Below are 23,296 nucleotides of genomic sequence, written 5' to 3'. Positions count from 1 at the left end.
TTTCTATCATACCCATTATTCATGACCAAACTATGAACAAAGATTTAAAGTTCTATTAATGAATTCTTATGTGAGAGGATACGATAGTTTGTTATCGTTACCATGGAATGGGGTAAAACGCTGGGTTTCGTGAACGTTAGAAAAAAGTAAAAACCACTGAGTGTAAACTCAGTGGTTCTACTAATTACTTCGTATCATTCAATAAGAAGTTATAAATATTAGCTTCGCCTGCCCCATAAAGTGGATCTACTCCAACTTTACCAAAGTCAATCGCACTTTGTCTGATGGCTGCAGTTACTTGTGCAGGGGTGTACTCAGGGTGAGCTGCTTTAATGACTCCAGCTATTCCAGCTACTTTCGGTGCAGCCATGGAGGTACCATGCAAATAAGAATACCCATGCCATTTTCCGTCGGTAAATTGCGTTGTAGCATTAGTGCCATTTGGTGCGGCTTCTGTTACACCTACAGGATAAGAAGGATAAGTAGATAATGTACGATACGTAAAATCACGTTTATTTAAATAGTTTCCGGCAGGGTCTTGACGGTACAGACTGTCGTATAACGGGCCATTATCACCGCCAGGACCAGCAACATCAATAGCATTACCATAATTTGAGTAGAATGCAATTTTATCTGATGACCATTGATTAGATGAAGAAACGGTAATAACTCCAGGAATTTGTGCTGGTACGACACGAGATGGTCCCTTAATGTCTAAGCCGTAGGTAGCCTTCCAATAGGCTTGCATATCATGTAAATTGTTTAGGTCTTTTGAGTCGTTACCAGAAGATACGACTACTGTAACCCCTTTTTGAATCGCATATTGAACGGCACGGTGATAGGCTACCATAGAAGCGGAATCACCTTTCTCTTCTAGGTTATGAGCCATCCAGCGCCAGCCGCCAATTGACATATTAATAACTTCAACACCATCGTTTGCTGCTGCTACAATCGCATCGGTAATCCATGATTGCTGTGCTCCTCCAGTTGCTCCAAAAACACGGTAAGCTCGGACCGTTAAATCCGGACCAACACCTTTGACCTTTCCATTCGCAGCGATTGATCCAGCAACATGTGTGCCGTGACCATTTTTGTCCCAAGCATCTGTAGTTCCTGGAACAAAGGTTTTAGAGCCTGCTAAATCAGCATTATCCTTCAAGTCCGGATGGCTAAAGTCAATACCAGTATCAATTACCGCAACAACCGTATCTTCATTTCCATCATTCATTTCATAAGATATCCCATCGCCAGTAAGACGCTGCATGTCCCATTGTTTATCCCAGTAGCTTTTTGCATCTGCATCTAGAGTAACTTTCTCTCCATTAGGAGTTCCTGGGGTAAAATTAACTTTAGCATCTGGATCTGTTTCTAAGTATGCCTCAAGTTCTCTACCAGCCGTTTGTACGTTTGAATCTTTCTTTACATTGGTAAGGAAAGTAGGATCAGCGGATGCGACTTCTACAATGCCAATTTCCTCTATGATTCTTTCTACTTTCCCGCCTGATTTTTGAATTCTCTCAGAAAAATTAGATGGCAGTTTCCCCTTATACGCTACCACATAATGTTCCAGCTCCGGTGCAGCTTTTGTTTTGTTCGGTTGAACCCCAACCAGTAGTGAAAATGATAGAGCAGAACAAATAGATAGTACAGCTAGTTTCTTCTTCATTTAAATCCTCCCTTTATATCTAGGTTTACGTAATACACGTAGAATTAAATTTTAATATAAGCTCTTAAATATATTTGTCGAACTATAATTATGAAAATGGGAATATTCCGACAAATTCTCAAATACGGATAAGGCTGTACAAATCTATCAAATATTGGATGCATGGTTAAGAAAAGAATAGATGTTTCATCGAGGGACATTTTGCGTATGCGATGGATTTCAAATGTGCCGGTATACCAGAGACAGTTTGAATGCAAAAAAAGAGATTCGGCCAGCAGCCGAATCCAAAATATATAAATAGGGGAGTTATGAAAAAGATAAAGTTTTAGGCTTCCTCTTCATGTTTCTATCATACCCGGTAATCATGACAAAACTATGAACAAAGATTTAAAGATCTATTAATGATTTATTATAAAGCCTTCTTGGAGAAGAAGAGGCAATATCGACTGTGTTTGGTACCTGTGATTTCTCAAAAGGATGAATAGAAACCCAAGTAATAGTAAATAAATTAACAGGTATGATACGATATACACCTAAAAAGGAAAATACATATCAATTCAAAAAGGAGAATGGAGCATGAACTTTGTTATACTAAACAACGGTTTAAAAATGCCGCAGCTTGGATTCGGTGTTTGGCAGGTTCCAGATGACCAAGCGGCAGAGTCGGTTGCCATCGCACTTAAGGTTGGCTATACCTCTATTGATACAGCGATGATTTATAAAAATGAAAAGGGCGTGGGAAGGGCGATTGCTGAATCTTCCGTTCCTCGTGAAGAGCTATTTATTACAACCAAAGTTTGGAATTCTGATCAAGGTTATGATAGTACTTTGCGTGCATTTAATGAGAGTTTAGAAAGATTAGGATTGGATTATGTTGATTTATATTTGGTCCATTGGCCAACTCCTAACTTTGACCAGTATGTTGATACCTATAAAGCATTAGAAAAGTTGTATCACGATGGCCGAGTAAAGGCAATTGGAGTTTGTAACTTTGAAATTGAGCACTTAGAACGCATTTTAAAAGAATGTGAAGTCGTGCCGGTATTGAACCAGATAGAGTGTCATCCTTACCTTGCACAAAATGAGATAAAAGAGTTTTGTGCAAAACACAATATCTTTGTAGAAGCTTGGAGCCCTCTTGATCAGGGTGGTGAAGTGCTGCATGACGAAGTCATTCAAAAAATCTCGGCCGCATATAGCAAAAGTCCGGCACAGATTGTGCTGCGATGGCATTTACAAAATAACACCATCGTCATTCCAAAATCTGTTACACCATCAAGAATCGAAGAAAACTTTAATGTCTTTGATTTCGAATTAAATAAAGATGAAATGAACAAGATTCATGAACTTAATCGTAATCGACGTAAAGGTTCACATCCAAACGACATGCATGTTCGATAATATTGAAAAAGGAGAGGAGCTAATATGCCCTCTCCCTTTGCTATTTTTTACGGTAATTACATCTTACTATTAAAGGAAAAAATTAATTCATCCTCAACAGCCTTAATTACTCTGCCGGTGTCCTTAAAACCTACTGATAAATATAGTTGTTTTGCCTTTTCATTTTGAGGAACAAAGGTTATTAGTATCTCTTCACACTTAAATTGGTCCACCATTTCTTTTATTACTAAGAGTAATGCTTGCTTACCATATCCATTCCCTTGAAACTTGTAATCAATCATAATTCTGCAAATCTCATAGCCAGCGAGTTCTTCCGAATATCCATACATGGTAAAGCCGATTGGCGTATCATTTTTATAAATGGCTTTGACAGTCCAATTCTCTTCTATACTCGCTTGTGCTAAAGATAAACAGTTAGAAGCAATTGTTTTTTCAAAGACTCTGTTTTTTTGGTCTTCAGCACTGCAAAGTTTTATAAGGTTTAACCAGTTTTGTTTATTGACTTCTTTTAATGTAATCATGTCGTTTCCCTCTAATCAAAAATTTCTCCATTAATACATTCTCCTTTTGATAAAAATAACCTCTATTTGGGTTGCTTTCCGTGATGTAGGGATTTTTTAACAAAGAAGAATATTCTTTTTAAAAATAAGCAACCTAAAGGAAAACAGTTTAAGGAGTACTTGAATGCTGGCAGCTATTATTAGAATCGGTCTAATCATCATACCATGGTTAACCGTTTTCTTTATCCCCAAAAAGTCTTTTAAAAATATACACCTGTTGCTATTATCAGTATATTATCAGTTCCCTTTAAATTGTGGACGGTAAAAGGCGGATTATGGAATAAGGTTATCAATGATCTAAGCTTCATATTAGGCCCATTCTTTATAGGTACCATTTGGATTTTTCGTTTGACCTTCGGAAGGTTCTGGTTATACTTTATGACGAATACGCTGATGGATTTATTTTTAGCTTTTCCAGTCAGCTGGTTATTGCAAAAATTAAAGGTATACAAATTAGTTAATTTTAAGTCTATTCATGTTTTTTTGGTTTCAATCTTTTTTGCCTTAGTTATTTACCCCTACCAATTAATCCGTTCAAAATCAAAGGATTGAAACTAAAATGCAGGCACCGTATTTGCGGTGCTTTTTGTTTTACAAAAATAACAGGGAGGAATCCCAAAAAAGAATAAAAAAGCCCTTCCTGTTTATTTGCAGAAGGACCTGAATATGAATATTCTTATTTCTTATTTCTGATTAATTCATCACGATCAGCTGCCATTGGAGGCTGTTCCAGCCATCGATTTTTTATCATGATATTTGCACCATCTTCAGCATACATCTGAACTTCTAAGGACAGCCTGTTATACATTGAACTAATATCTCCTCTAGGACTTTGGCTGACACCTGTGCCATAATAACCCACACTCATCGAAATCAAACCAGATGTAAAATACATCATGAGTTTATCGGAAAATGTACGTGCGGTACTGTTTGTTATTTCTGAATCCCAGCCCATCGGCGCAGGGAGTTTACTTTCCTCTAGCTTCCCTCTGAATAATCGAATGTGTTTATTTCCAATTTCTAAACCCTTTAAAAAGAATTGTTTTACATCCTTGTCTTGTGCAACCTGGCTAAATCCAGTAAGTGCAGCAACTCCAAGAGCATTTCTTTGTAGATTAGCAAATAAATTTTCGACTTCCGCAGCGACTAACGGTCTCTTTTCTCCAAATACATCTAACATAAACCATTGCTTTTTCACGAATTCAGCTTTCTCCAATTTAGGCAAGTTCGGAGACCTGATAAACAATCCTTTGGATAATAATAATTCCGTTGATCGATTATATAGTTCCATTGTTTCCGTAAGGCAGTTCATGTAATACGTTCTTATGTCACTTCTTACGGACGTTCCTACAGCTGCACCGTATAAAGTAAGTCCAACCTTCGACATCTGGTTTATAAAATTAAGCACAAAACCGTCTGAATAAAGTCTAGGAGCTGTTAAATCAACATCTTCTTCTATACTAAAACCATACGGAACTGTATTTTTTTCCTCTGATAGTATAGATGAAACCTTTTTAACATGTGATTTAGATAACTCTAAAGCAAAGTCAATGATAGGCTTAATCTCATCATCCTCCGCTTTTTCTAGGAAGTATGTGAGGACACATATACTGGAACTATCATTTAAGTATTGCATCCATAGTTGACCTATTTCGCCTGCGGTCAGCCTTATCTGTGTATCCTTTTCCTCCATAAGTAACCTCCAAAATAGAAATGCTAGAAATAGCATTACCATAAATTAGCGCTGCTATGTATTAGTTAGTTTGCTAATAACCGGATTGTTTAGCCGCAAATTTCCTAATTAAACTCATTAGATACCTAACCAATATAAAAGTCGAGGCAATTGAAAAAAAACTGTGTAATGATGTCCACGATTTTTTATAGACAATTAATTTTGTATTTTTTTCAATCCAATCTTCAGCTAATGTAGACGGGGCACTAAATAAAATGCTCTTCAGAATGATCCCTAAAATACTTGAATTTCTGGTAACTTGATTAAAATAAATACAGCTTACAGGGAAAAGCAGGTAACTAAACAAAACGCTAATATCGAAGGTCTTAAATAAGTTTACAGGATACTTCAAATAACCTTTTTTAACCAATATATTGTCTAAAAATGAAGCAATATAACTTTTTAACAGGAAAATAATAAACCAATCCTTTACAGGAGGCTTTCTTACTAATTTTATAAAAGAAGCGATTCCAACTAAAAATAATAACCGTAACATTTTTCTTTCAAATTTTTTCCCCATACTATATTCTCCTTGGTTTGTTTGTTTTTATTAGTTTTACAAAAAGGGGAGATTGTAGTTAAAAACCCCTTCAAAAGTTTCTGAAGAGGTTTTGCTTGGTTAAAAAGCTAATTTTTATCTCTGTGCTGCATATGGCGGCTGTTCCATCCAGCCATTTTCGATCATGAGTTTGGCTGCTTGTTCACAAAATAAGGAGATTTTTGCAAACGATTTAGTATAAATTAGTCCAATATCATGTCTTCCATTTACAGCTACTGAATTTCCAAATGCCCTTAACTTCATAGAAAACATATCTGCCTTATGAAATAACATGATCTTATCAGAAAAAGGTGAAAACGTTGAGTTTGTCACTAAATCATCTAAAAGAGACGGAGAAGGCAAATTTTCATCGTGTAGTTTTTGCATATAACGTTCTAAATTTGTTTGAGTAAGGTCTCTCCCTCTTTCAAACAATTGCCGAATTTGTTCGTCTTTTGCTACCTGGGCAAATGCCATAATGAGAGCTTTACTTGTTACATTGTTCTCAATATTATCGTAAAAATGGGTAATCTCCAAAGCATGTAACGGTCGTACATGGCCGAAGAAGCCATTTAAAAAATCCTTATGAATAAATTCAACTTTATCTGGAACCGGAATAAGAGGTGGTTTTATGATAAATCCTTTGTGCATTAAGATTTCTTTGATTTGGTCCATTAAATCCATAGTGGACTCCATACAATACCTAAAAAAGTCTGTTACATCTTTCCTGTAAACCAATGGGTATCCTACGTTATAGATACTCATTCCAGCTTTTGCTACATATTTTAGGTAATGGACATAGAACTCATCTTCGAATAAACGAGGTGCACCTAAGTTTACATCTTCCTCTTCAGAGAAGCCCTTAGGGATAGGGAAATTTTCTTTGTTAAAAATCTCTTCCGTTGTCTTCATGAAATCCATACTTAAATGATACGCATTTTCTAGTAAGGTTTTAATATCCTCATCTTCTACGTGTTGTAGATAATAAGCTAAAATGCATTTTGCCATGCTGTTTCCCATATAGGTTGCCCAAAGTTTTGCCATTTCTGCTGACGTTAATTTTTCCGTAGTGTTTGTTTTGGGTGAACTTAGATGAATCGGTTTTAGTGCTATCATATTAACCCCTTGGATTGATTTTTTCGATAGTATTTAACTTAATAAGAAATCATATACAGTTTTGAGCCGTTATGAAAGTTTTTTCGAGGAAAAGTTGGACATATTATCCGTAGGAGGTGATAAAGTGGCCGACAAAAAGCAAACGTCCTCAGAAAAAGCAAATGAAAAATTCATTACATTAGAAAATGACCGGCATAATGATAATGCTAGGGCATCAGCCGCTCCACAAACAAATACCCCAAGAATTAGAACAGATAATCTTTAATAAAGTTAAAATACATGAGCCAGGCCGCAGCCTGGTTTTTTCATAGCTAGGTTTGGGTGGGGGGATTTGTTAGGCAGATAAACAAACCGAAAATGCAGGTAAAATGAAATCTATGCAGGTATGCAAACAAAATTCGCAGGTAAGGAATAGATTTTGGCAGGTAGAGGGTTTTTGATATAAAGAGGTAGCTAAAGAGCCACACCTGAATCCGGAAGTTACGCGTAATTTTGAGTCAAATATCCATATATAGGAAAATAAATTACCTTAGCCCGGTTGCAGCCTGGCTTTTTCATAGCTAGGTTTGGGTGGGGGGATTTGTTAGGCAGATAAACAAACCGAAAATGCAGGTAAAATGAAATCTATGCAGGTATGCAAACAAAATTCGCAGGTAAGGAATAGTTTTTGGCAGGTAGAGGGTTTTTGATATAAAGAGGTAACTAAAGAGCCACACCTGAATCCGGAAGTTACGCGTTATTTTGAGTGAAATATCCATATATAGGAATATAAATTACCTTAGCTTGGCTGCAGCCTGGCTTTTTTATTGCTAGGTTTGGGTGGAGGGATTTGTTAGGCAGATAAACAAACCGAAAATGCAGGTAAAATGAGATCTATGCAGGTAAGCAAACAAAATTCGCAGGTAAGGAATAGATTTTGGCAGGTAGAGGTTTTTTGATATAAAGAGGTAACTAAAGAGCCACACCTGAATCCGGAAGTTACACGTTATTTTGAGTAAAATATCCATATATAGGAAATGAAAATACCCGAGCCAGGCCGTAGCCTGGCTTTTTCATAGCTAGGTTTGGGTGGGGGGGATTTGTTAGGCAGATAAGCAAACCGAAAATGCAGGTAAAATAAAATCTATGCAGGTAAGCAAACAAAATTCGCAGGTAAGGAATCTATTTTGGCAGGTAGAGGGTTTTTGATATAAAGAGCTAATTAAAAAACCACACCTGAATCCGGAAGTTACGCGTGATTTTGAGTAAAATATCCATATATAGGAAATAGAAATACCTGATCCAGGCTGCAGCCTTGCTTTTTCATAGCTAGGTTTGGGTGGGGGGATTTATTAGGCAGATAAACAAACCGAAAATGCAGGTAAAATGAAATCTATGCAGGTAAGCAAATAAAATTCGCAGATAAGGAACATATATTGGCAGGTAGACCATTTTTAATTAAACTGCTGATGTTAATGTAGTAAGTTATGACGGTCCCATTGATAATCCCATGGATTCCAACGTCTTGAGCAACTTTTACATCATTTTTAGGATGATCGCCAACATAAACACATTGATTAGGTGGAACATTGAGTTCTTGCAGTGCTTTCGAAAAGATATGGGGGTCACATCACATTGAACCTATAATTCATAAATCAAGCTAATAAAACAAATGTTAAAATTAAGCTTGCATTAATAGTTAAAAATATGTATTATTTGTTTAAACGCTTAAACATTTAAGTGTTTAAACATTTAATCTAAAAATACTCATTCATACTTTTTTTAAAACATAATTTCAGGAGGTTATAAAGTGAATAAAACTGTTTTGATTACGGGGGCTACAAGTGGTTTAGGCTATGAATTTGTAAAAATGTTTGCAGCAGATGGGTATGATTTGGTACTTGTGGCCCGAAATAAGACTAAAATGGAAGAGATCAAAAGCCAATATCCCAACTTAACTGTGACAGTAATTAGTAAGGATTTGAGCGAGCCTCATGCAGCCAAAGAAGTTTATGAGGATGTACAAGCAGCAGGAATTACAATCAATACTTTAGTAAATAATGCTGGTTTTGGATTGATGGGTAAATTTGAAGAACTTGACATTCACAAGCAATCTGAAATGATTCAATTGAATATTTCTGCCCTCACAGAGTTGACCTACTATTTTCTGCCTGAACTGAAGAAAAACAATAATGGTGCAAGAATTCTTAATGTTGCAAGCACAGCAGCGTTTCAGCCTGGACCTATGATGGCGGTTTACTATGCAACAAAAGCATATGTATTGTCCTTTTCAGAGGCGCTAGTCGAAGAATTGGCTGATACAAATGTAACGGTGACCACTCTTTGTCCTGGAGCAACAAAGACAAGTTTTGCTTCCGTAGCGAATGTTACCAATACAAAGATGTTCAGCAGGGCAATGTCATCAGGTGAAGTTGCACAACAAGGCTACCTGGGAATGCTGTCTGGTAAGCGGGTAGTGATTACCGGAAGTGCAAACAAACTAGGAGCATACGCAGCGAAATTCCTTCCGAGGAGCCTTGCTGCTAAAATAGCCAAATATGTTGCGAAAGAAGCCTAACTCCGATTTAATAATGTTAAAAGAATAAAAAAGGAGAGCGTTTAATGGGGGAACAAGCAATTAAAGTTTTTCGTTCATGTATTCCGCTTTTTACGGCATTAAGTGACCCTGCTAGGCAAGATATTATTTTACTATTAGCGGAACAGGAAAACTTAAGTGTTAATGAAATTGCCGAGCATTCAACTTTATCACGACCGGCTATTTCCCATCATTTAAAAATTCTGCGCGAGCAAAATCTTGTGCAAATTGAACAAAAGGGCACACAGCGGTACTATTCACTATCCCTCGACAATTCGGTAGAATTATTAAAAGAGCTGATTCATACTGTTGAAAATGAATGCCTATAGAAATAGATGTAAGGCCCAACTAGCAAATATTTGTTAGTTGGGCTTTTTGCTGAGCAAAACTTCCAGTTTTTTTTTGTAGAGCTTTATTTACAAACAATTTACTCACAATTAACACTTTATAACTTGGTACCAAGTTATTCTAATAACAAAGATAAAGGAGGGACCTGACGTGAAAATTGAGTTACATTGTCATACGAATATTTCAGATTGTCCATTATCCATTGAAGAAGTCTTGGAGTTAGCTCTTGCACAAGGGGTTACACACTTAGCAGTGACAAATCATGACACCACGAAGGGTCTTAAAGAGGCAGTTGAAACTGGAAAGAGATATGGAATTGAAGTGATTCCAGGCATTGAAATGTCAGGGTTTGATTTTGAAAGAGGCCGGCGCGTACACATTCTCGGTTATTTTATTGAACCTGGTCATGAGGGGATTGAAACCATATGTCAACCACTCGTTAACCAAAGAAACAGAGCTTCAGAGGAAATGGTTGAAAGATTAATGGCTGCAGGGTATAAGATCACATGGGAGCGCTGCATGGAAATTGCTCATGGAGGAACAGGAGTTTACAAGCAGCATATCATGCATGCATTGATTGAAGCAGGATATACCGGTTCCATTTATGGCAGGCTTTATAAAAGATTATTTAATCGCGGACAAAATGGTGAGAAGCCGGGGATTGCTTTTATCCCAATGGAATATATCGATGCCAAAACAGCTGTTCAAGCCATTCTTCTTGCTGGGGGAGTACCCGTGCTTGCTCACCCGGGGCAGTATGGCAACTTTGAAATGGTGCCGAAGTTAGTGGAAGCTGGATTGCAGGGAATTGAAGTTTGGCATCCGCTGCATGATGAGAAACATGAAGAACAAGCCAAACAGCTGGCAAGACAATATGACCTAATCATGACAGGTGGATCCGATTTTCACGGTGAGTATGGAGAAAAACCTGTGTTAATTGGGAGTAAAAGCCCAGGAATAGAGACTTTAGAAGCGTTACTAGCGAGGACACGAAAAAACGAATTCATTTGAATAAGGAGCTGAACCTTATATATGCCATTGATTTATCAGCCCAAAAAGGAAAAAAAGCTATCGATCACTCCAAGCTTCGCTGATTCAAGCTATATTATCAATAGTTCTGCGGGGGAATGGACGTCTATTGGAGAAAATAATCATATCATTGAGTCCACCTTTGGTGATTATACCTACACGATGGATGATGTAACGGTTAACTATGCGGAAATAGGTAAGTTTTGTTCGATTGCGTCTCATGTATGTATTAATCCGGTTCAGCACCCGATGGACAGAGTCAGCCAGCACCATATGACGTATCGAAAGGTGGCATATGACTTTGCTGATAAGGATGATGAAGCACTTTTTAACTGGCGGAGAACTCAAACCGTGAAAATCGGCCATGATGTATGGATTGGCCATGGTGCGATTATTATGAAAGGTGTAGAAATTGGCACTGGAGCAGTCATTGGCTCTGGGGCGGTTGTAACGAAAAACGTCGAGCCTTATACGATTGTCGTTGGTGTTCCTGCCAAACCTATTAAAAAAAGGTTTTCAAAGGAAGTAGCAGACCGATTACTTGAAATTGCCTGGTGGGATTGGCCAAGGAAAAAGCTTGAAGCCCATTTTGATGAATTAAACGATGTAGAATCCTTCCTAAAAAAGCATGGTTAAGTGTTGTGGCAAGCCCTAATCTAGTATTAGGGCTTTTTCTTAAGGATAAATGAAAATTTACATAGGCTTTACTATTACTTCATATTCTGGCGATATACTAGACATAGATTTCGTGTCGAAAGGGGTTAGCCTTGATGTCTGAAAAAACTTTATTAGTAGATCGGTTGATTTCGGAAATACGGGAAGGAAAATATAAACCGAATGACAAATTGCCATCTGAAAATGAACTAGCCGATCTGTATAAAGTGCCCAGAATGGTGATTCGGAAGGTGTATGAGCGCTTGCAGGAACTTGGTTATATTTTTTCAAAGCAAGGAAAAGGCAGTTATGTTCAAAATCAAAAATTGCAAATACCGCTTATTTTAACCGGAGATGTGAGTTTTACTGAAAAAATGAAGGAATTAAAGTTTGATTCTCAGACAATCAATCAATCTTGTGAAAAAATTCCATACGATTCTTCCATTTATCATACGTTGCAAGTGAATCGTGAAGACGCCGTGTTTAAGATTAGCCGATTACGAATTGTTGAAGACTGTCCGATTGCTGTTCATACATCGTACTTATCTCAATCCCTTTTTGAAAACATTGAAAACGATGGGAAGGGCATTCACTCTATTTTTCACTATTATCGACAACAAGGCTACACAGATTTTCAATCGACTCGCAGCCAATTGAGTGTTGTTTTTCCAAGTAAAGAAGAACGAGATCTATTGAAATGTCCCAGCCTTGTACCCCTTTTACTTTTAGAATCAGGATGCGTAGATAAAAAAACTGGGATAGTGTTGGAATATTCGAAGATAATGTATCGCAGCGATTGTTTTACTTATGTGATCTGAAGGTGTTGTTATTCTATATAAAGCTTGAAATAGAAAAAAATCGGCCAATGAGAAGCCGATTTTTTTTATTTTAGGCTCTGTTAAAACTGAATGTTGATTTTCACTAAGTTTGGAAAATAAACGGAGAATTTCCGTTTATATTGGAAGATGCCCATATTTCCTTAAAAATAGGCGGAGTTTTTCCGCTTATTGTATCTAAATCCTTGGGTTTTGTCTTATTTAAAGCAGTTAACCGGAATATCTCCGCTTATAACTGCTAATTAAGCTTCCTCTATAAACAATAGCCGGAAATTCTCCGCCTATGCTTTCTCAGCCCTACACGAAAATCAACAATAAATAATAACAGAGCCTTATCATTTACAAAACCCATACAAACTTAACCATCCTTTTACGTTCGCTCACTTGGCAACAAGATAGAGTAATACATGTAGAACAAAGGACATTAGGAGGCCTTAGATGAGAAGAAGACGAAGAACGGAGATATTAATCAATGGCTCTCAAAAACTAGCAGAGGACTTGGCCCATTGTATAAAAGATACATACCAGGTGAGGGTCATTCAAGAGCCAGAAAGCGGCTTAGTGATGATGAAAGTCCGAGAGACTTCCCAAAAAAGCCTGTTTTATCCTGGGGAAGTGTTGGTAACCGAATGTAAGGTTCAAATCGATGGAAGAATTGGAATTGGCATTGTGGCAGGCGATCAACCAGAACTTTCGTATCATCTTGCTGTGATTGACGCCGCGTATGAAGCGAAGCTGCCTGAAACGATCGGGTGGAAGCTGCTGCTTGAAAACGAGGAGAAAGTCATTCAGGAGCAGAGAGCTGCTGCCAGCCATTCTATTTTAAAAACAAAAGTAAATTTTGAAACAATGGATGTTTAATGAGGGGGAAGAGATGTTGAAATTAGATATCGTTCACGATCTTCAATCTGTTTATCGAAAATTGGTAGATTCTACTTCAAGACCAGGGCTCATTTCCGATTTGAGGAAGGAGGCAGCTTTAGTAGAAGAGGAGGCTAAAAAAGGCTGCAGTGCTTCTACTTTATTGATCGCCCTAACCTTATTTGATCAGGAAGTTTCTTTTAAAGTTTTTTCACCTCAAGCTGATTCGGTTACCCAAACCATTAATCAATTAACCTATGCAAAGCCTGCAGATTCAAAGAAGGCAGATTTTCTATTAATCCTTCAAGATGCTGAGAAAGGATGTTTTGAAGAGGCCATTAATAATGCGAAGGCTGGGACGTTAAAAAATCCACATGCCTCCTCCTTCATTATCGCTGAAGTGGAATCTGTGACAAGCGGTGAAGCCCTATTGTTAAAAGGACCAGGAATTCACACAACGGAGCTCATTTCTTTGGATATAAATGAAAAATGGATGGAAAGCCGCCAGGAAAAAAACAAGGAATACCCGTTAGGGATTGATTTGATCTTTATCGATCAAAATCATCAGCTATTATGTTTACCTAGAACTACACAAATTACCAGAAATCGGGTGATTGAATGGGATATGTAGCCGTTAAAGGTGGAACGCATGCGATTGAAGAGTCAATCAAGCGTTTGAAATATGAAAGAGTTCATCATGGACAAACCATCGAAGTTGAAAAAATTCAAGCCGGTATGCGTGGATTAGTGGATCAGGTGATGTCCGAAAGCAGTTTATACAATGAGACGCTGGCTGCTCTGGCGATCAAACAAGCAGAAGGAAACCCGGAAGAGGCCGTATTCTTGTTAAGAGCTTATCGTTCGACGGTCCCCAGGAAGCATTATTCAAGAGTGATTGAAACCGGGCAAATGAATGTTGAGCGCCGGATCTCGGCAAGCTTTAAAGATATTCCGGGAGGTCAAATTCTTGGGGCAACAACCGATTATACCCATCGATTGCTTGATTTTAACTTAATGGATGAAAGTGACGAGGTCGTTCAGGAATGGCTTCATCATTATCTACAGGAAAGCTTTCAAGGTGATGAACAAAGGCTGACTTTACCAAAGGTGCTTGATTATTTACGTAAAGAAGGCTTAATTCCGCCTTGCGAAAACAACGATAGTGAACCAGATGATGTGACGAGAGAAAGTCTAGAGTTTCCGTCGAGCAGAAGTCAAAGGCTGCAAATTTTAACAAGAGGGGAAACAGGTGCTGTTACTTCCCTTGCCTATGCGGTTATTAGGGGATATGGTGCCTTGCATCCGACTGTTGGCGAGCTTCGCGTTGGCACTTTGCCCGTTACGATTGATCATCCAACTGATGCTGGTGACGATGATGATGCCTTTTATATTGGTGAAGTAAAAGTCACAGAAGTCGAAATGCTCATGCCGGTTACCGTTGAAAAGGAATACGGAAAAAAAGAATTGGAGTTTGAAATTGGCTACGGCCTTGTGTTTGGTCAAAATGAAACAAAGGCGATTGCAATGGGAATTCTCGATAATTGTCTTGAACATCCAACTACTGATTTTCCCAGTCATAATGAAGAATTTGTTCTTTTTCATATTGATTCAGTGGAATCGACGGGCTTTATCTCACATTTGAAAATGCCTCATTATGTTACCTTCCAATCCAAGCTGGATAGTGTACGAAAAACGAAAAAAGAAGGGATATCAAAAGGACAAGAGGTGAAAAGGTGATGAATACAGCCTATAACTTTGCTTTTTTTGACGAAGGTTCAAAAAGAGAAATTAGACGTGCCACTCTGAAGGCGATTGCGATTCCTGGTTACCAAGTTCCATTTGCCTCAAGAGAAATGCCGATTGGAAGAGGCTGGGGAACGGGCGGTTTGCAGTTAACGCTATCGTTAATCGGTAAAAATGATGTTCTAAAAGTTATTGATCAAGGATCGGATGAATCTGTTAATGCCGTCAATATTAAAAAGCTCGTTTCTGATACGACTGGGGTAGCAACAACTGATCGTACCACGGAGGCAACCCTTATTCAATCAAGACACCGAATTCCTGAGGTTCCGCTAAAGAAGGATCAAATTCTCATCTTGCAGGTGCCGCTTCCTGAACCGCTTCGCTATTATGAGCCGAGCGAGAATGAAACGAAAAAACTTCACGCAGAGAAAGAATATAGTGGTGCTTGGTTAATGCTGTTTGAACAGATTATGAAATATGGAAGTATGACAACAGGGGCAGATCACCCTGTGATGGTCCATGATCGTTATGTGATGGCACCGAGTCCGATCCCACGATTTGATAATCCGAAAATGCATGAAAGTGAAGCACTTATTTTGTTAGGGGCAGGCCGTGAAAAGAAGGTGTACGCAGTCCCGCCGTATACAAAGGTCGTATCGCTGGATTTTGAAGATTATCCGTTTGAGCCAGAGTCGTTTGAAGACAAGCATTGCCGGCTATGCGGCCGGGCTGGGGTCTTTTTAGATGAGCTTGTAGATGAAGTAACGAATGAAACGTTCTATCAATGTAATGATACAAGCTATTGTATTGAAACATTAAATGAAGTCGAACCATTTGGAGTGAAATAAATGGCTGAATTTGAAGTTCCGGTTTTATCGATTAAACATTTAAATAAGCAGTTTGGTAAAGGCTGTCCGTATTGCCAAGACGAAGATTCTCTCGTTAAAAATTATTGTCCGGTTTGTGGAACAGTTTATGCCTGCAGGGATATATCCTTTGATGTTTTTCCGGGTGAGGTTCTTGGCATCGTTGGAGAGAGCGGCAGTGGAAAATCAACCTTGATGCAATGCCTATATTTTGACCAAGACGTAACCAGTGGCGAGGCCTATCTAGCAGACTACCATCATGGTGAGAAGAATCTTTTTCAAGAGTCTTCTCAGCAGCAGCGCTATATTCGTAACAACATTATGGGGAAAGTCTATCAAAATCCTTTATTGGGATTAAAAATGAACTTTTCATCGATTGGGAATATTGCCGAGAAGCTGATTGCAGCTGGAAACCAGCATGTAGGAATGATGGAAGACAGAGGGACAGAACTTCTAAATAAAGTAAACATCCCTGTGCACCGCCGAAAAGAGGCACCGAAAAACTTTTCGGGGGGAATGCAGCAGCGGGTTCAAATTGCCAAAGCTCTTTCCAATCGTCCTCCACTTCTTCTGCTGGATGAAGTGACAACTGGTTTGGATCTTTCCGTACAAGCGAGTGTCCTGGATTTAATTAAAAGTCTGCAGCGTGAATTAAATATCAGCATTGTCCTCGTTTCGCATGATTTAGGAGTCATCCGTATGCTGGCAGACCGCACGCTTGTGATGTTGGAGGGAAGGGTCATTGAGCAAGGATTAACGGATCAAATCCTCGAGGACCCGCAGCATCGATATACACAGCAGCTTGTTCATTCATTGCTGTAAAAGTCCATTCTTAAATCTAGGGGGAAGTACTTTGTTTGTCATTACAAATGGAAGATTAATTACCGAAGAAGCGGTTTTGTATGGCTATGATCTGTTAATTGAAGACGATAGAATTGCGAAAATTGCTCCTAAAGGTGAGATTAAATTTGAGGAACAGATAGAGGTCATTGATGCAGCAGGAGGCTATATTTCTCCGGGTTTTATCGATATTCATTCGGACTACATTGAGCATATGGCTGCACCTAGGCCGACCTCACTGATGAATTTTGATTTGGCTTTACGAGAAACAGAAAAACAGCTTATCTCACACGGTATTACAACGATGTTCCATTCTCTTTCCTTGTTCAAAGGGAGTGATTATGAGTATAAGCCCATTCGTGAACCTGAAAATGTTCGGAAATTTATTGACTTGATTGACCGGACACACAGTATGAAGCACCTTGTCCGCCACCGGTTCCATGCGAGATTTGAGATTGATAATGTGGAAGAAATGGAAAATCTCAAAAGTTATATAAAAGAGGACAAAGTCCATTTAGTTTCCTTTATGGATCATACCCCTGGTCAAGGGCAGTACCGTCACCTAGAAATTTATCGGAATACCGTTAAAAGCTATAACAATATCAGTGATTCATCTATAGATGTTCTCATTCTTAAACACCAAACGAAGGAGAAGCTATCCATTGAAGACATAAAGGAAATCGCCCAGCTGGCACATGAGCATGGTATTGCCGTTGCTTCCCATGATGACGATAGTCTTGAAAAGCTCAATCTTGTTCATAGTTTTGGGACGACCATTAGTGAATTTCCGATCACGTTAGAGGTCGCACATCGCGCGAAGGAGCTTGGCATGTATACCATTGCTGGTGCTCCAAATGTCCTCCTGGGTGGTTCTCATAGTGGAAACTTGGGGGCAGCCGAGGCGATTCTAAACGAATCAATTGATATCTTATGCAGTGATTACTATCCTGCCGCAATGCTTCATTCCATCTTTGAGCTGGTCGAAAAATATGACATGGATTTAGTGGACATGATGAAGCTTGTCACGATTAATCCGGCAAAAGCAGTAAAAATGGATGGAGAAATTGGCTCGATTCGCGAAGGGAAAAAAGCAGATTTGCTTATTATTGAAAAAATTAATGATCATTTTCCAGTGATTACGGGAGTATTTGTGGACGGGAAGCTGATACAAAAGACCAATTATCGAATTTAACGTCTTATTTTAGAAAGCAGGTGAATAGGTGGAAAATCTTCTAGAGATTAAGAACTTATCCAAATCGTTTGATCTTCATAATTTGGGTAAACATATCCGAGCTGTAAGCAGTGTGGATATAAAGATAAAAGAAGGAGAATTTGTCGGGATTACGGGGAAAAGCGGAAGCGGCAAGTCGACGATTTTAAAATGTATTTATGGAACGTATCGTATCCAGCATGGGAGTATTTGGTATCATTCCGAAAAATTTGGACCTATGAATTTGGCTGAGGCAACCGAACGAGAACTGCTTTATTTAAGGAAGCATGAAATTGGCTATGTGTCCCAATTTTTAAATGTCATGCCGCGAACGACGGCCAGGCAGCTTGTAAAACAAGCGATCCTTGAGATGGGGGACAATCATGACTTTGCGGAAAAAGAAACGGAGAAGATTCTCACGCATTTTGAGTTGGATGAAGAATTATGGGACAGCTACCCAGCCACTTTTTCCGGAGGTGAGAAGCTGAGGCTTAACATTGCACGGGCGATGGTGAAAAAACCGAGACTGCTGCTATTAGATGAACCGACAGCAAGTTTAGATCATGATTCAAAAATGAAGGTGAAGCTTCTCATTGAACAGCTGATGAAGGAAGGAACAACGATGCTTGGAATCTTTCATGACCTTGAATTTATGAATCATTTATGTAATCAAGAGTACAACATGCAGAATGGAATTTTCTCTCATTCTACTAATTTTACCAACTCTTAACAAATCTTTATACAAGATTAATAGTGGCTTGACAATCAACTGATACAGTATGGATATGTCCAATTAAAAAAAAGCGAGGAGTTTGATGATGAAAAAGACGTTATTATTTTTACTTTCTATCGTTATGTTAGTCGTATTTGCAGGTTGTTCAGCTTCTGCAGGAGCTGACGATAAAGATACCCTTACCATCGCTTGGCTTCCAAATGAATCTGGGGCAGATCTTACCGAGGCTCGTGATGAAATTGGAAAAATAATTGAAGAGAAAACAGGTAAAAAGGTCGAGCATCAAACAACGACAGACTATATTGTTGCGATTGAAGCAGTAGCTAATGGAAATGCAGATATGGCTTTCTTAGGGGCACAAGGATATATTGAAGCGCATAACAAAAATGAAAAAGTTCTTCCGTTGGTTGTCCCATCAGGTGCGTCGGGTACTTTGGAGGATGCGGTTTACTATAGCTGGTTAGCGGTAAATAAAGACAATGTTGATGAATATCAGAATGGCGATGAGTTTGTAATCGACAGCATTCAAGGCAAGAAATTTTCCTTTGTATCGAATAGTTCCACTTCAGGATTTAAAGTTCCATCTACAGGGATCGTTGATTATTTCAGTAAAATGGGAGAGTTTAAAGACTTAACAGCAGAAGACCTGCTTGAAGGCGGCGAAGATAAATTTTTTAGCGAAGTTTTATACGGAGGCTCTCACCAAGGTTCAGCGGTCAATCTATTATCAGGGAAAGCGGACGTAGCGGCTTTCTGTGATACATGTGTGAACAATTATGTGGAACTTGCTGATGGGGTAGAAAACCGACCTGGTGCTGTTTATCAAGTGAAAAAGGATGCAGCAGAACCATTTAACACTGTAGCTGGAAAAGAATTTTCACTTATTTCTGTTACGCCAGTTTTAAATGCACCATTTGTATTCAATTCAGAGACGTTGAATGAAGATCTTAAAGCTCAGTTGCTTGAAATCATGACATCCGATGAAATTACGAACAACGAAAAAATCTTCGTTCCAGAGGATTCCGAGTTTTCAGGATTATTTAAGAAATCAGCAGACGAGCGTTTAGTAGAAGTAGAGGATGCTTGGTTCAATCCAATTCGTGAGCTTTCGAAATAATTACCAAATAGCAAGGAGAGTTAACCTATGACAGCCTTATTAGAAGTAAATCATGTGTCCAAACAATTTGGTAGTGATATGAGGGCGTTATCGGATGTTAACTTCTCCGTAAATGAAGGAGAGTTTGTTTCGATCATCGGTCCATCAGGAGCGGGGAAATCTACTCTCCTTCGTTGTATTAATCGGATGATTGGTGCAAGTAGCGGAGAAATTATTTTTGATAACATGAACGTAATGAATCTGAAGAAAAAGGACTTAAAACTGATCCGAACGAAAATCGGAATGATTTTTCAGCATTATAATTTAGTCAATCGCTTAAGTGTGATTGAAAATACGCTTCATGGCAATTTGGGGAAAAAATCAACAATGGCTGGAGTTCTCGGTCTTTATAGTCAAGAAGAAAAGGAGCAGGCCGTTAACATTCTGCATGTGCTTGGTTTAGAGGAACACATGTATAAGCGGGCAGATCAATTGAGCGGCGGTCAAAAGCAGCGAGTTGGTATCGCACGTGCGCTTATTCAAAATCCGCGGATGCTTTTGTGTGATGAGCCGATTGCTTCACTTGATCCAAATTCAGCAAAAATCATTATGGATCATTTGAGAAACATTTCAAGGACCATGGGCATTACCGTCCTGGTGAATCTGCATCAAGTGGATGTGGCATTGAAGTACTCGGATAAAATCATTGGGATTAACCATGGTCAAGTTGTTTATAATGGCTCGCCTAAAAACATTACTAAAGAAGATATTCAGTGTATTTATGGATCCGAGGCTGAAGATCTTATTTTTGATGTAGGAGGCATCCATGCAAGCTGATTACTTTGTAAAAAAGAAACGAAATACGCTAGGGTTCCTATCCATTTTAGGTGCTGTCACGGTACTAGCCATTATCATCACCGAGTACAATATCGCAAAAGGCTTTACCTCCCTTCCAAGAGCAGTGGAATGGGGCTTGGCAAACTTTTATCCAACGCAAGAATCATTAACGAAGCTTCCCGATATTCTCGATAAGCTAATCGAAACGCTGTTGGTTTCAATTGCTGCCACCACTACGGGAGCCGTGTTTGCCCTTCTATTTGCGATTCTAGGCTCGAATACAACGAGAGTGAATGCTTTTTTTGGAGGGATTAGTAGAGGAATTGCGACGATTTTCCGAAATATAGATGTGGCAGCCTGGGCTATGATTCTACTATTTTCATTTGGTCAAAGTTCATTAACAGGTTATTTTGCTTTGTTTTTTGGTTCTTTCGGCTTTTTAACAAGAGCTTTTGTTGAAACCATTGATGAGGTAAGCAGTGGCTCCGTTGAAGCTCTGCAAGCAACTGGAGCAGGCTACTTTTCGATTATCTTTCAGTCGGTAATTCCATCAAGCCTTCCACAATTGATCAGCTGGGTCTTATTTATGATTGAAACAAATATAAGAAGTGCCACTCTGATTGGGCTGCTTACTGGCTCGGGAATTGGGTTTACATTTAACTTGTATTATAAAAACTTAAATTACGATGTCGCCTCTTTGGTGGTCGTCGTCATTATCGCAGCTATTTTATTCATTGAATCGGTATCGAATTATGTCAGAAGGGCGGTTCTGTAATGGAAGCAAATGAACAATTAACCTCAGCAAAACAATTACTTAACCCACACCCGCACCTGAGAAAAAAAATAAGAATGAAAACATTGACTAAATCGACGGTGGTTATAAGAAGCACACTAATCATCCTAGTACTTCTAACGGTTTACGCATTTTTTAGTTTCGACTACAAACAGCTTGATATTGGAGAAGCAGTTTTATCCACTTTTGCAAATCTAAAAGCAATGTTTCTAGAGCCTCATCTTAAACATTTTACCTTTACCCATGCACTTTATCAGGTTTTTGTTACGTTAGGTCTAGCCTTTTTAACCACTTTGTTTGGCGCAATCATCGCTGTATTTTTGGGATTACTGGCTGCAGAAAATCTGACGAATAAACGAATTTCTTCCGTGATTAAGGGATTTGTTGCTTTCATAAGAGCGGTTCCGACAGTTTTGTGGGTGTTGTTTTTTGCGGTGGCGGCAGGCCTTGGAAGTGTTGCGGCTGTCATTGGGATGACGTTCCATTCGGTAAGCTATTTAGTGAAGGCTTATTCTGAGTCCTTTGAAGAATTAGACAAGGGAGTCATCGAAGCCCTGCAAGCCAGTGGAGCCAACTGGTGGCAGATTATCTTTCAAGCGGTTATTCCATCTTCCCTCACTTATCTGATTTCTTGGACGTTTCTTCGATTTGAAATTAACTTCGCCGTTGCTATCGCCATGGGAGCAGCAGCAGGTGCTGGCGGCATCGGATTTGACATGTTTATGGCGAGCAGTTTCTACTTAGACATTAGAGAAATCGGGGCTATTACCTACTTTATCTTAGCGATTGCTATCCTTCTAGAAATGATAGCGATCCGATTTAAAAAGAAGCTCAAGGTCCACGGGTAAGGATTAAAATTATATAATTACCAGAGCCAGGCCGCCGCCTGGCTATTTCATTTTACTAGATTTGCCTTCGGAACAAGTATGCAGGTGAATGATGGGTTTTGGCAGGTAAAATGGTTAATCAGGCAGATAAACAAATGAAATCGGCAGATAAAGAGGGGCTTTTGGCAGATAAGATTTTTATCTTAAACATATCCTCTTTTTACAAAGGATTTAAACCTTTTCAGAACCAAACTCAATCCCAGAAAGTAAATAAGGAATGGCGGATTTAATATATTCTTCGGGCGGAACGTCCATACCTTTTCGTTTCCATTCCACAGAAGCTCCATATATCCCCCAGCTTAGGATGACGGCATTAAGTTTAAGTGCTTCATCTTCTTCCATACTATTTTGTTTTACCAACATTTTGGAAAAATGATTTCGAGCTGTTCCCTAATGATTCGAGCAATGGTATCTTCATATCCTCTATGACATCGAGTGGATAATGACTTTTGAAAATTGGTGATCGCTATGAAAATACTAACGAACGCTTCTTCATTTAGTTTGTCATTCATGTAGACATCGCCATTCAAATTCACTAACAATACTTCCGATAATGCCTTCTCTAAAATGATAATAAAAAGTGGCACGATTTATCATTGCCTCTGTTGTTATATCTTTTATGGTAATATCCTTAAATTCTTTTTTTGCGGAAAGTTCAATGAAGGAATCCATAATTAATCTACGAGTACGTAGAACTCGCGGATCCGTCTTTGATTGAGTCATTCTATTGTCACTCCTACTTTTACAACAATTTCTTCAATGTGTTGTATAAACGACATATCGAAGGGAATATCGGTATTGATCTCCAATTTTAGTCTGATCATCAATTCCAGGTTCGTTTGAAGTTCCTTTACATATTTTCCAGTCATTAAATGCGTATAGTTCCCATTCATCAACTTGATCCCAAACTTAGTTGAATTATCAAAATCGTTAACATGAAATTGGAAAAAGGAGACATTGCTTAGCAAAACAGTG

At 38.7% G+C, this 23,296-nt stretch carries 25 protein-coding genes and 1 pseudogene; 18 read left to right on the top strand and 8 right to left on the bottom strand.

Annotated features, from left to right (window positions below):
* Nucleotides 1–184: 184 nt before the first annotated feature.
* Complete coding sequence (locus QNH29_RS27780; RefSeq protein WP_283862462.1) at nucleotides 185–1,666, bottom strand: S8 family serine peptidase; 1,482 nt, start codon at nucleotides 1,664–1,666, stop codon at nucleotides 185–187.
* A 576-nt stretch (nucleotides 1,667–2,242) separates the two neighbouring features.
* On the opposite strand from QNH29_RS27780, the gene QNH29_RS27775 reads away from it, so the two are divergent.
* A complete protein-coding gene (locus tag QNH29_RS27775; RefSeq protein ID WP_283862461.1) occupies nucleotides 2,243–3,067 on the top strand; it encodes an aldo/keto reductase in 825 nt (274 codons plus the stop codon).
* Between the two features lie 56 nt (nucleotides 3,068–3,123).
* Here the strand turns inward: QNH29_RS27775 and QNH29_RS27770 are convergent, their stop codons facing one another.
* The 4 genes from QNH29_RS27770 to QNH29_RS27755 form a co-directional block, all read right to left on the bottom strand.
* Nucleotides 3,124–3,588: a GNAT family N-acetyltransferase gene (locus QNH29_RS27770; RefSeq protein WP_283862460.1), complete on the bottom strand. Its 465-nt coding sequence runs from the start codon at nucleotides 3,586–3,588 to the stop codon at nucleotides 3,124–3,126.
* A gap of 715 nt (nucleotides 3,589–4,303) precedes the next feature.
* Nucleotides 4,304–5,320 carry a DUF3231 family protein gene (locus QNH29_RS27765; protein WP_283862459.1) on the bottom strand — a complete coding sequence of 339 codons (1,017 nt, stop codon included), beginning with the start codon at nucleotides 5,318–5,320 and terminating at the stop codon, nucleotides 4,304–4,306.
* Between the two features lie 73 nt (nucleotides 5,321–5,393).
* Nucleotides 5,394–5,879: a CBO0543 family protein gene (locus tag QNH29_RS27760; protein WP_283862458.1), complete on the bottom strand. Its 486-nt coding sequence runs from the start codon at nucleotides 5,877–5,879 to the stop codon at nucleotides 5,394–5,396.
* Between the two features lie 114 nt (nucleotides 5,880–5,993).
* The gene (locus QNH29_RS27755; protein WP_283862457.1) at nucleotides 5,994–7,013 is read right to left on the bottom strand and encodes a DUF3231 family protein; all 1,020 of its coding nucleotides are present in this window, start codon (nucleotides 7,011–7,013) and stop codon (nucleotides 5,994–5,996) included.
* Nucleotides 7,014–7,137: 124 nt separating this feature from the next.
* On the opposite strand from QNH29_RS27755, the gene QNH29_RS27750 reads away from it, so the two are divergent.
* The gene (locus QNH29_RS27750; protein WP_283862456.1) at nucleotides 7,138–7,278 is read left to right on the top strand and encodes a hypothetical protein; all 141 of its coding nucleotides are present in this window, start codon (nucleotides 7,138–7,140) and stop codon (nucleotides 7,276–7,278) included.
* 1,107 nt (nucleotides 7,279–8,385) lie between these two features.
* Here the strand turns inward: QNH29_RS27750 and QNH29_RS27745 are convergent.
* The gene (locus QNH29_RS27745; RefSeq protein WP_283865768.1) at nucleotides 8,386–8,610 is read right to left on the bottom strand and encodes an HAD family hydrolase; all 225 of its coding nucleotides are present in this window, start codon (nucleotides 8,608–8,610) and stop codon (nucleotides 8,386–8,388) included.
* 192 nt (nucleotides 8,611–8,802) lie between these two features.
* On the opposite strand from QNH29_RS27745, the gene QNH29_RS27740 reads away from it, so the two are divergent.
* The 16 genes from QNH29_RS27740 (at nucleotide 8,803) to QNH29_RS27665 (ending at nucleotide 22,282) form a co-directional block, all read left to right on the top strand.
* Nucleotides 8,803–9,570 carry an SDR family NAD(P)-dependent oxidoreductase gene (locus QNH29_RS27740; RefSeq protein ID WP_283862455.1) on the top strand — a complete coding sequence of 256 codons (768 nt, stop codon included), beginning with the start codon at nucleotides 8,803–8,805 and terminating at the stop codon, nucleotides 9,568–9,570.
* Between the two features lie 44 nt (nucleotides 9,571–9,614).
* Nucleotides 9,615–9,917: an ArsR/SmtB family transcription factor gene (locus tag QNH29_RS27735; protein ID WP_283862454.1), complete on the top strand. Its 303-nt coding sequence runs from the start codon at nucleotides 9,615–9,617 to the stop codon at nucleotides 9,915–9,917.
* A gap of 169 nt (nucleotides 9,918–10,086) precedes the next feature.
* Nucleotides 10,087–10,947 (top strand): PHP domain-containing protein, encoded by an 861-nt coding sequence (locus QNH29_RS27730; protein ID WP_283862453.1) that lies wholly within the window; start codon nucleotides 10,087–10,089, stop codon nucleotides 10,945–10,947.
* A 21-nt stretch (nucleotides 10,948–10,968) separates the two neighbouring features.
* Entirely contained in the window at nucleotides 10,969–11,601 is a 633-nt protein-coding gene (locus tag QNH29_RS27725) for a DapH/DapD/GlmU-related protein (protein WP_283862452.1), read from the top strand.
* 134 nt (nucleotides 11,602–11,735) lie between these two features.
* Nucleotides 11,736–12,437: a GntR family transcriptional regulator gene (locus QNH29_RS27720; protein WP_283862451.1), complete on the top strand. Its 702-nt coding sequence runs from the start codon at nucleotides 11,736–11,738 to the stop codon at nucleotides 12,435–12,437.
* A gap of 456 nt (nucleotides 12,438–12,893) precedes the next feature.
* A complete protein-coding gene (gene phnG / locus QNH29_RS27715) occupies nucleotides 12,894–13,316 on the top strand; it encodes a phosphonate C-P lyase system protein PhnG (protein WP_283862450.1) in 423 nt (140 codons plus the stop codon).
* A 13-nt stretch (nucleotides 13,317–13,329) separates the two neighbouring features.
* Entirely contained in the window at nucleotides 13,330–13,947 is a 618-nt protein-coding gene (gene phnH / locus QNH29_RS27710) for a phosphonate C-P lyase system protein PhnH (RefSeq protein ID WP_349654876.1), read from the top strand.
* Nucleotides 13,935–15,053, top strand: a complete 1,119-nt coding sequence (locus QNH29_RS27705; RefSeq protein ID WP_283862449.1) for a carbon-phosphorus lyase complex subunit PhnI — start codon at nucleotides 13,935–13,937, stop codon at nucleotides 15,051–15,053. Before phnH ends, QNH29_RS27705 begins: the two co-directional genes overlap by 13 nt.
* Nucleotides 15,053–15,907 (top strand): alpha-D-ribose 1-methylphosphonate 5-phosphate C-P-lyase PhnJ, encoded by an 855-nt coding sequence (locus QNH29_RS27700; RefSeq protein WP_283862448.1) that lies wholly within the window; start codon nucleotides 15,053–15,055, stop codon nucleotides 15,905–15,907. Before QNH29_RS27705 ends, QNH29_RS27700 begins: the two co-directional genes overlap by 1 nt.
* Complete coding sequence (locus QNH29_RS27695) at nucleotides 15,908–16,747, top strand: ATP-binding cassette domain-containing protein (protein ID WP_283862447.1); 840 nt, start codon at nucleotides 15,908–15,910, stop codon at nucleotides 16,745–16,747.
* 31 nt (nucleotides 16,748–16,778) lie between these two features.
* Nucleotides 16,779–17,957 carry a phosphonate metabolism protein PhnM gene (gene phnM, locus QNH29_RS27690; RefSeq protein ID WP_283862446.1) on the top strand — a complete coding sequence of 393 codons (1,179 nt, stop codon included), beginning with the start codon at nucleotides 16,779–16,781 and terminating at the stop codon, nucleotides 17,955–17,957.
* Between the two features lie 28 nt (nucleotides 17,958–17,985).
* The gene (locus QNH29_RS27685) at nucleotides 17,986–18,705 is read left to right on the top strand and encodes a phosphonate C-P lyase system protein PhnL (RefSeq protein ID WP_283862445.1); all 720 of its coding nucleotides are present in this window, start codon (nucleotides 17,986–17,988) and stop codon (nucleotides 18,703–18,705) included.
* 88 nt (nucleotides 18,706–18,793) lie between these two features.
* Nucleotides 18,794–19,825, top strand: a complete 1,032-nt coding sequence (gene phnD / locus QNH29_RS27680; RefSeq protein ID WP_283865766.1) for a phosphate/phosphite/phosphonate ABC transporter substrate-binding protein — start codon at nucleotides 18,794–18,796, stop codon at nucleotides 19,823–19,825.
* Nucleotides 19,826–19,852: 27 nt separating this feature from the next.
* Nucleotides 19,853–20,641, top strand: a complete 789-nt coding sequence (gene phnC, locus QNH29_RS27675; protein WP_283862444.1) for a phosphonate ABC transporter ATP-binding protein — start codon at nucleotides 19,853–19,855, stop codon at nucleotides 20,639–20,641.
* Complete coding sequence (locus QNH29_RS27670; RefSeq protein WP_283862443.1) at nucleotides 20,631–21,416, top strand: PhnE/PtxC family ABC transporter permease; 786 nt, start codon at nucleotides 20,631–20,633, stop codon at nucleotides 21,414–21,416. Before phnC ends, QNH29_RS27670 begins: the two co-directional genes overlap by 11 nt.
* Nucleotides 21,416–22,282: a PhnE/PtxC family ABC transporter permease gene (locus QNH29_RS27665; RefSeq protein WP_283862442.1), complete on the top strand. Its 867-nt coding sequence runs from the start codon at nucleotides 21,416–21,418 to the stop codon at nucleotides 22,280–22,282. Before QNH29_RS27670 ends, QNH29_RS27665 begins: the two co-directional genes overlap by 1 nt.
* Before the next feature lie 210 nt (nucleotides 22,283–22,492).
* On the opposite strand, the pseudogene QNH29_RS27660 reads toward QNH29_RS27665, so the two are convergent.
* Nucleotides 22,493–23,044: pseudogene (locus QNH29_RS27660) on the bottom strand (TetR/AcrR family transcriptional regulator).
* On the bottom strand, nucleotides 23,041–23,214 hold the full coding sequence (locus QNH29_RS27655) for a hypothetical protein (protein WP_283862441.1): 174 nt from the start codon (nucleotides 23,212–23,214) through the stop codon (nucleotides 23,041–23,043). Before QNH29_RS27655 ends, QNH29_RS27660 begins: the two are co-directional and overlap by 4 nt.
* Nucleotides 23,215–23,296: the final 82 nt, after the last annotated feature.

This window comes from Neobacillus sp. DY30, from assembly GCF_030123065.1.
Lineage (GTDB): Bacteria > Bacillota > Bacilli > Bacillales > Cytobacillaceae > Neobacillus.
Note: the sequence above shows the minus strand (reverse complement) of the source record. Positions and strands in the feature narration are given on the sequence as shown.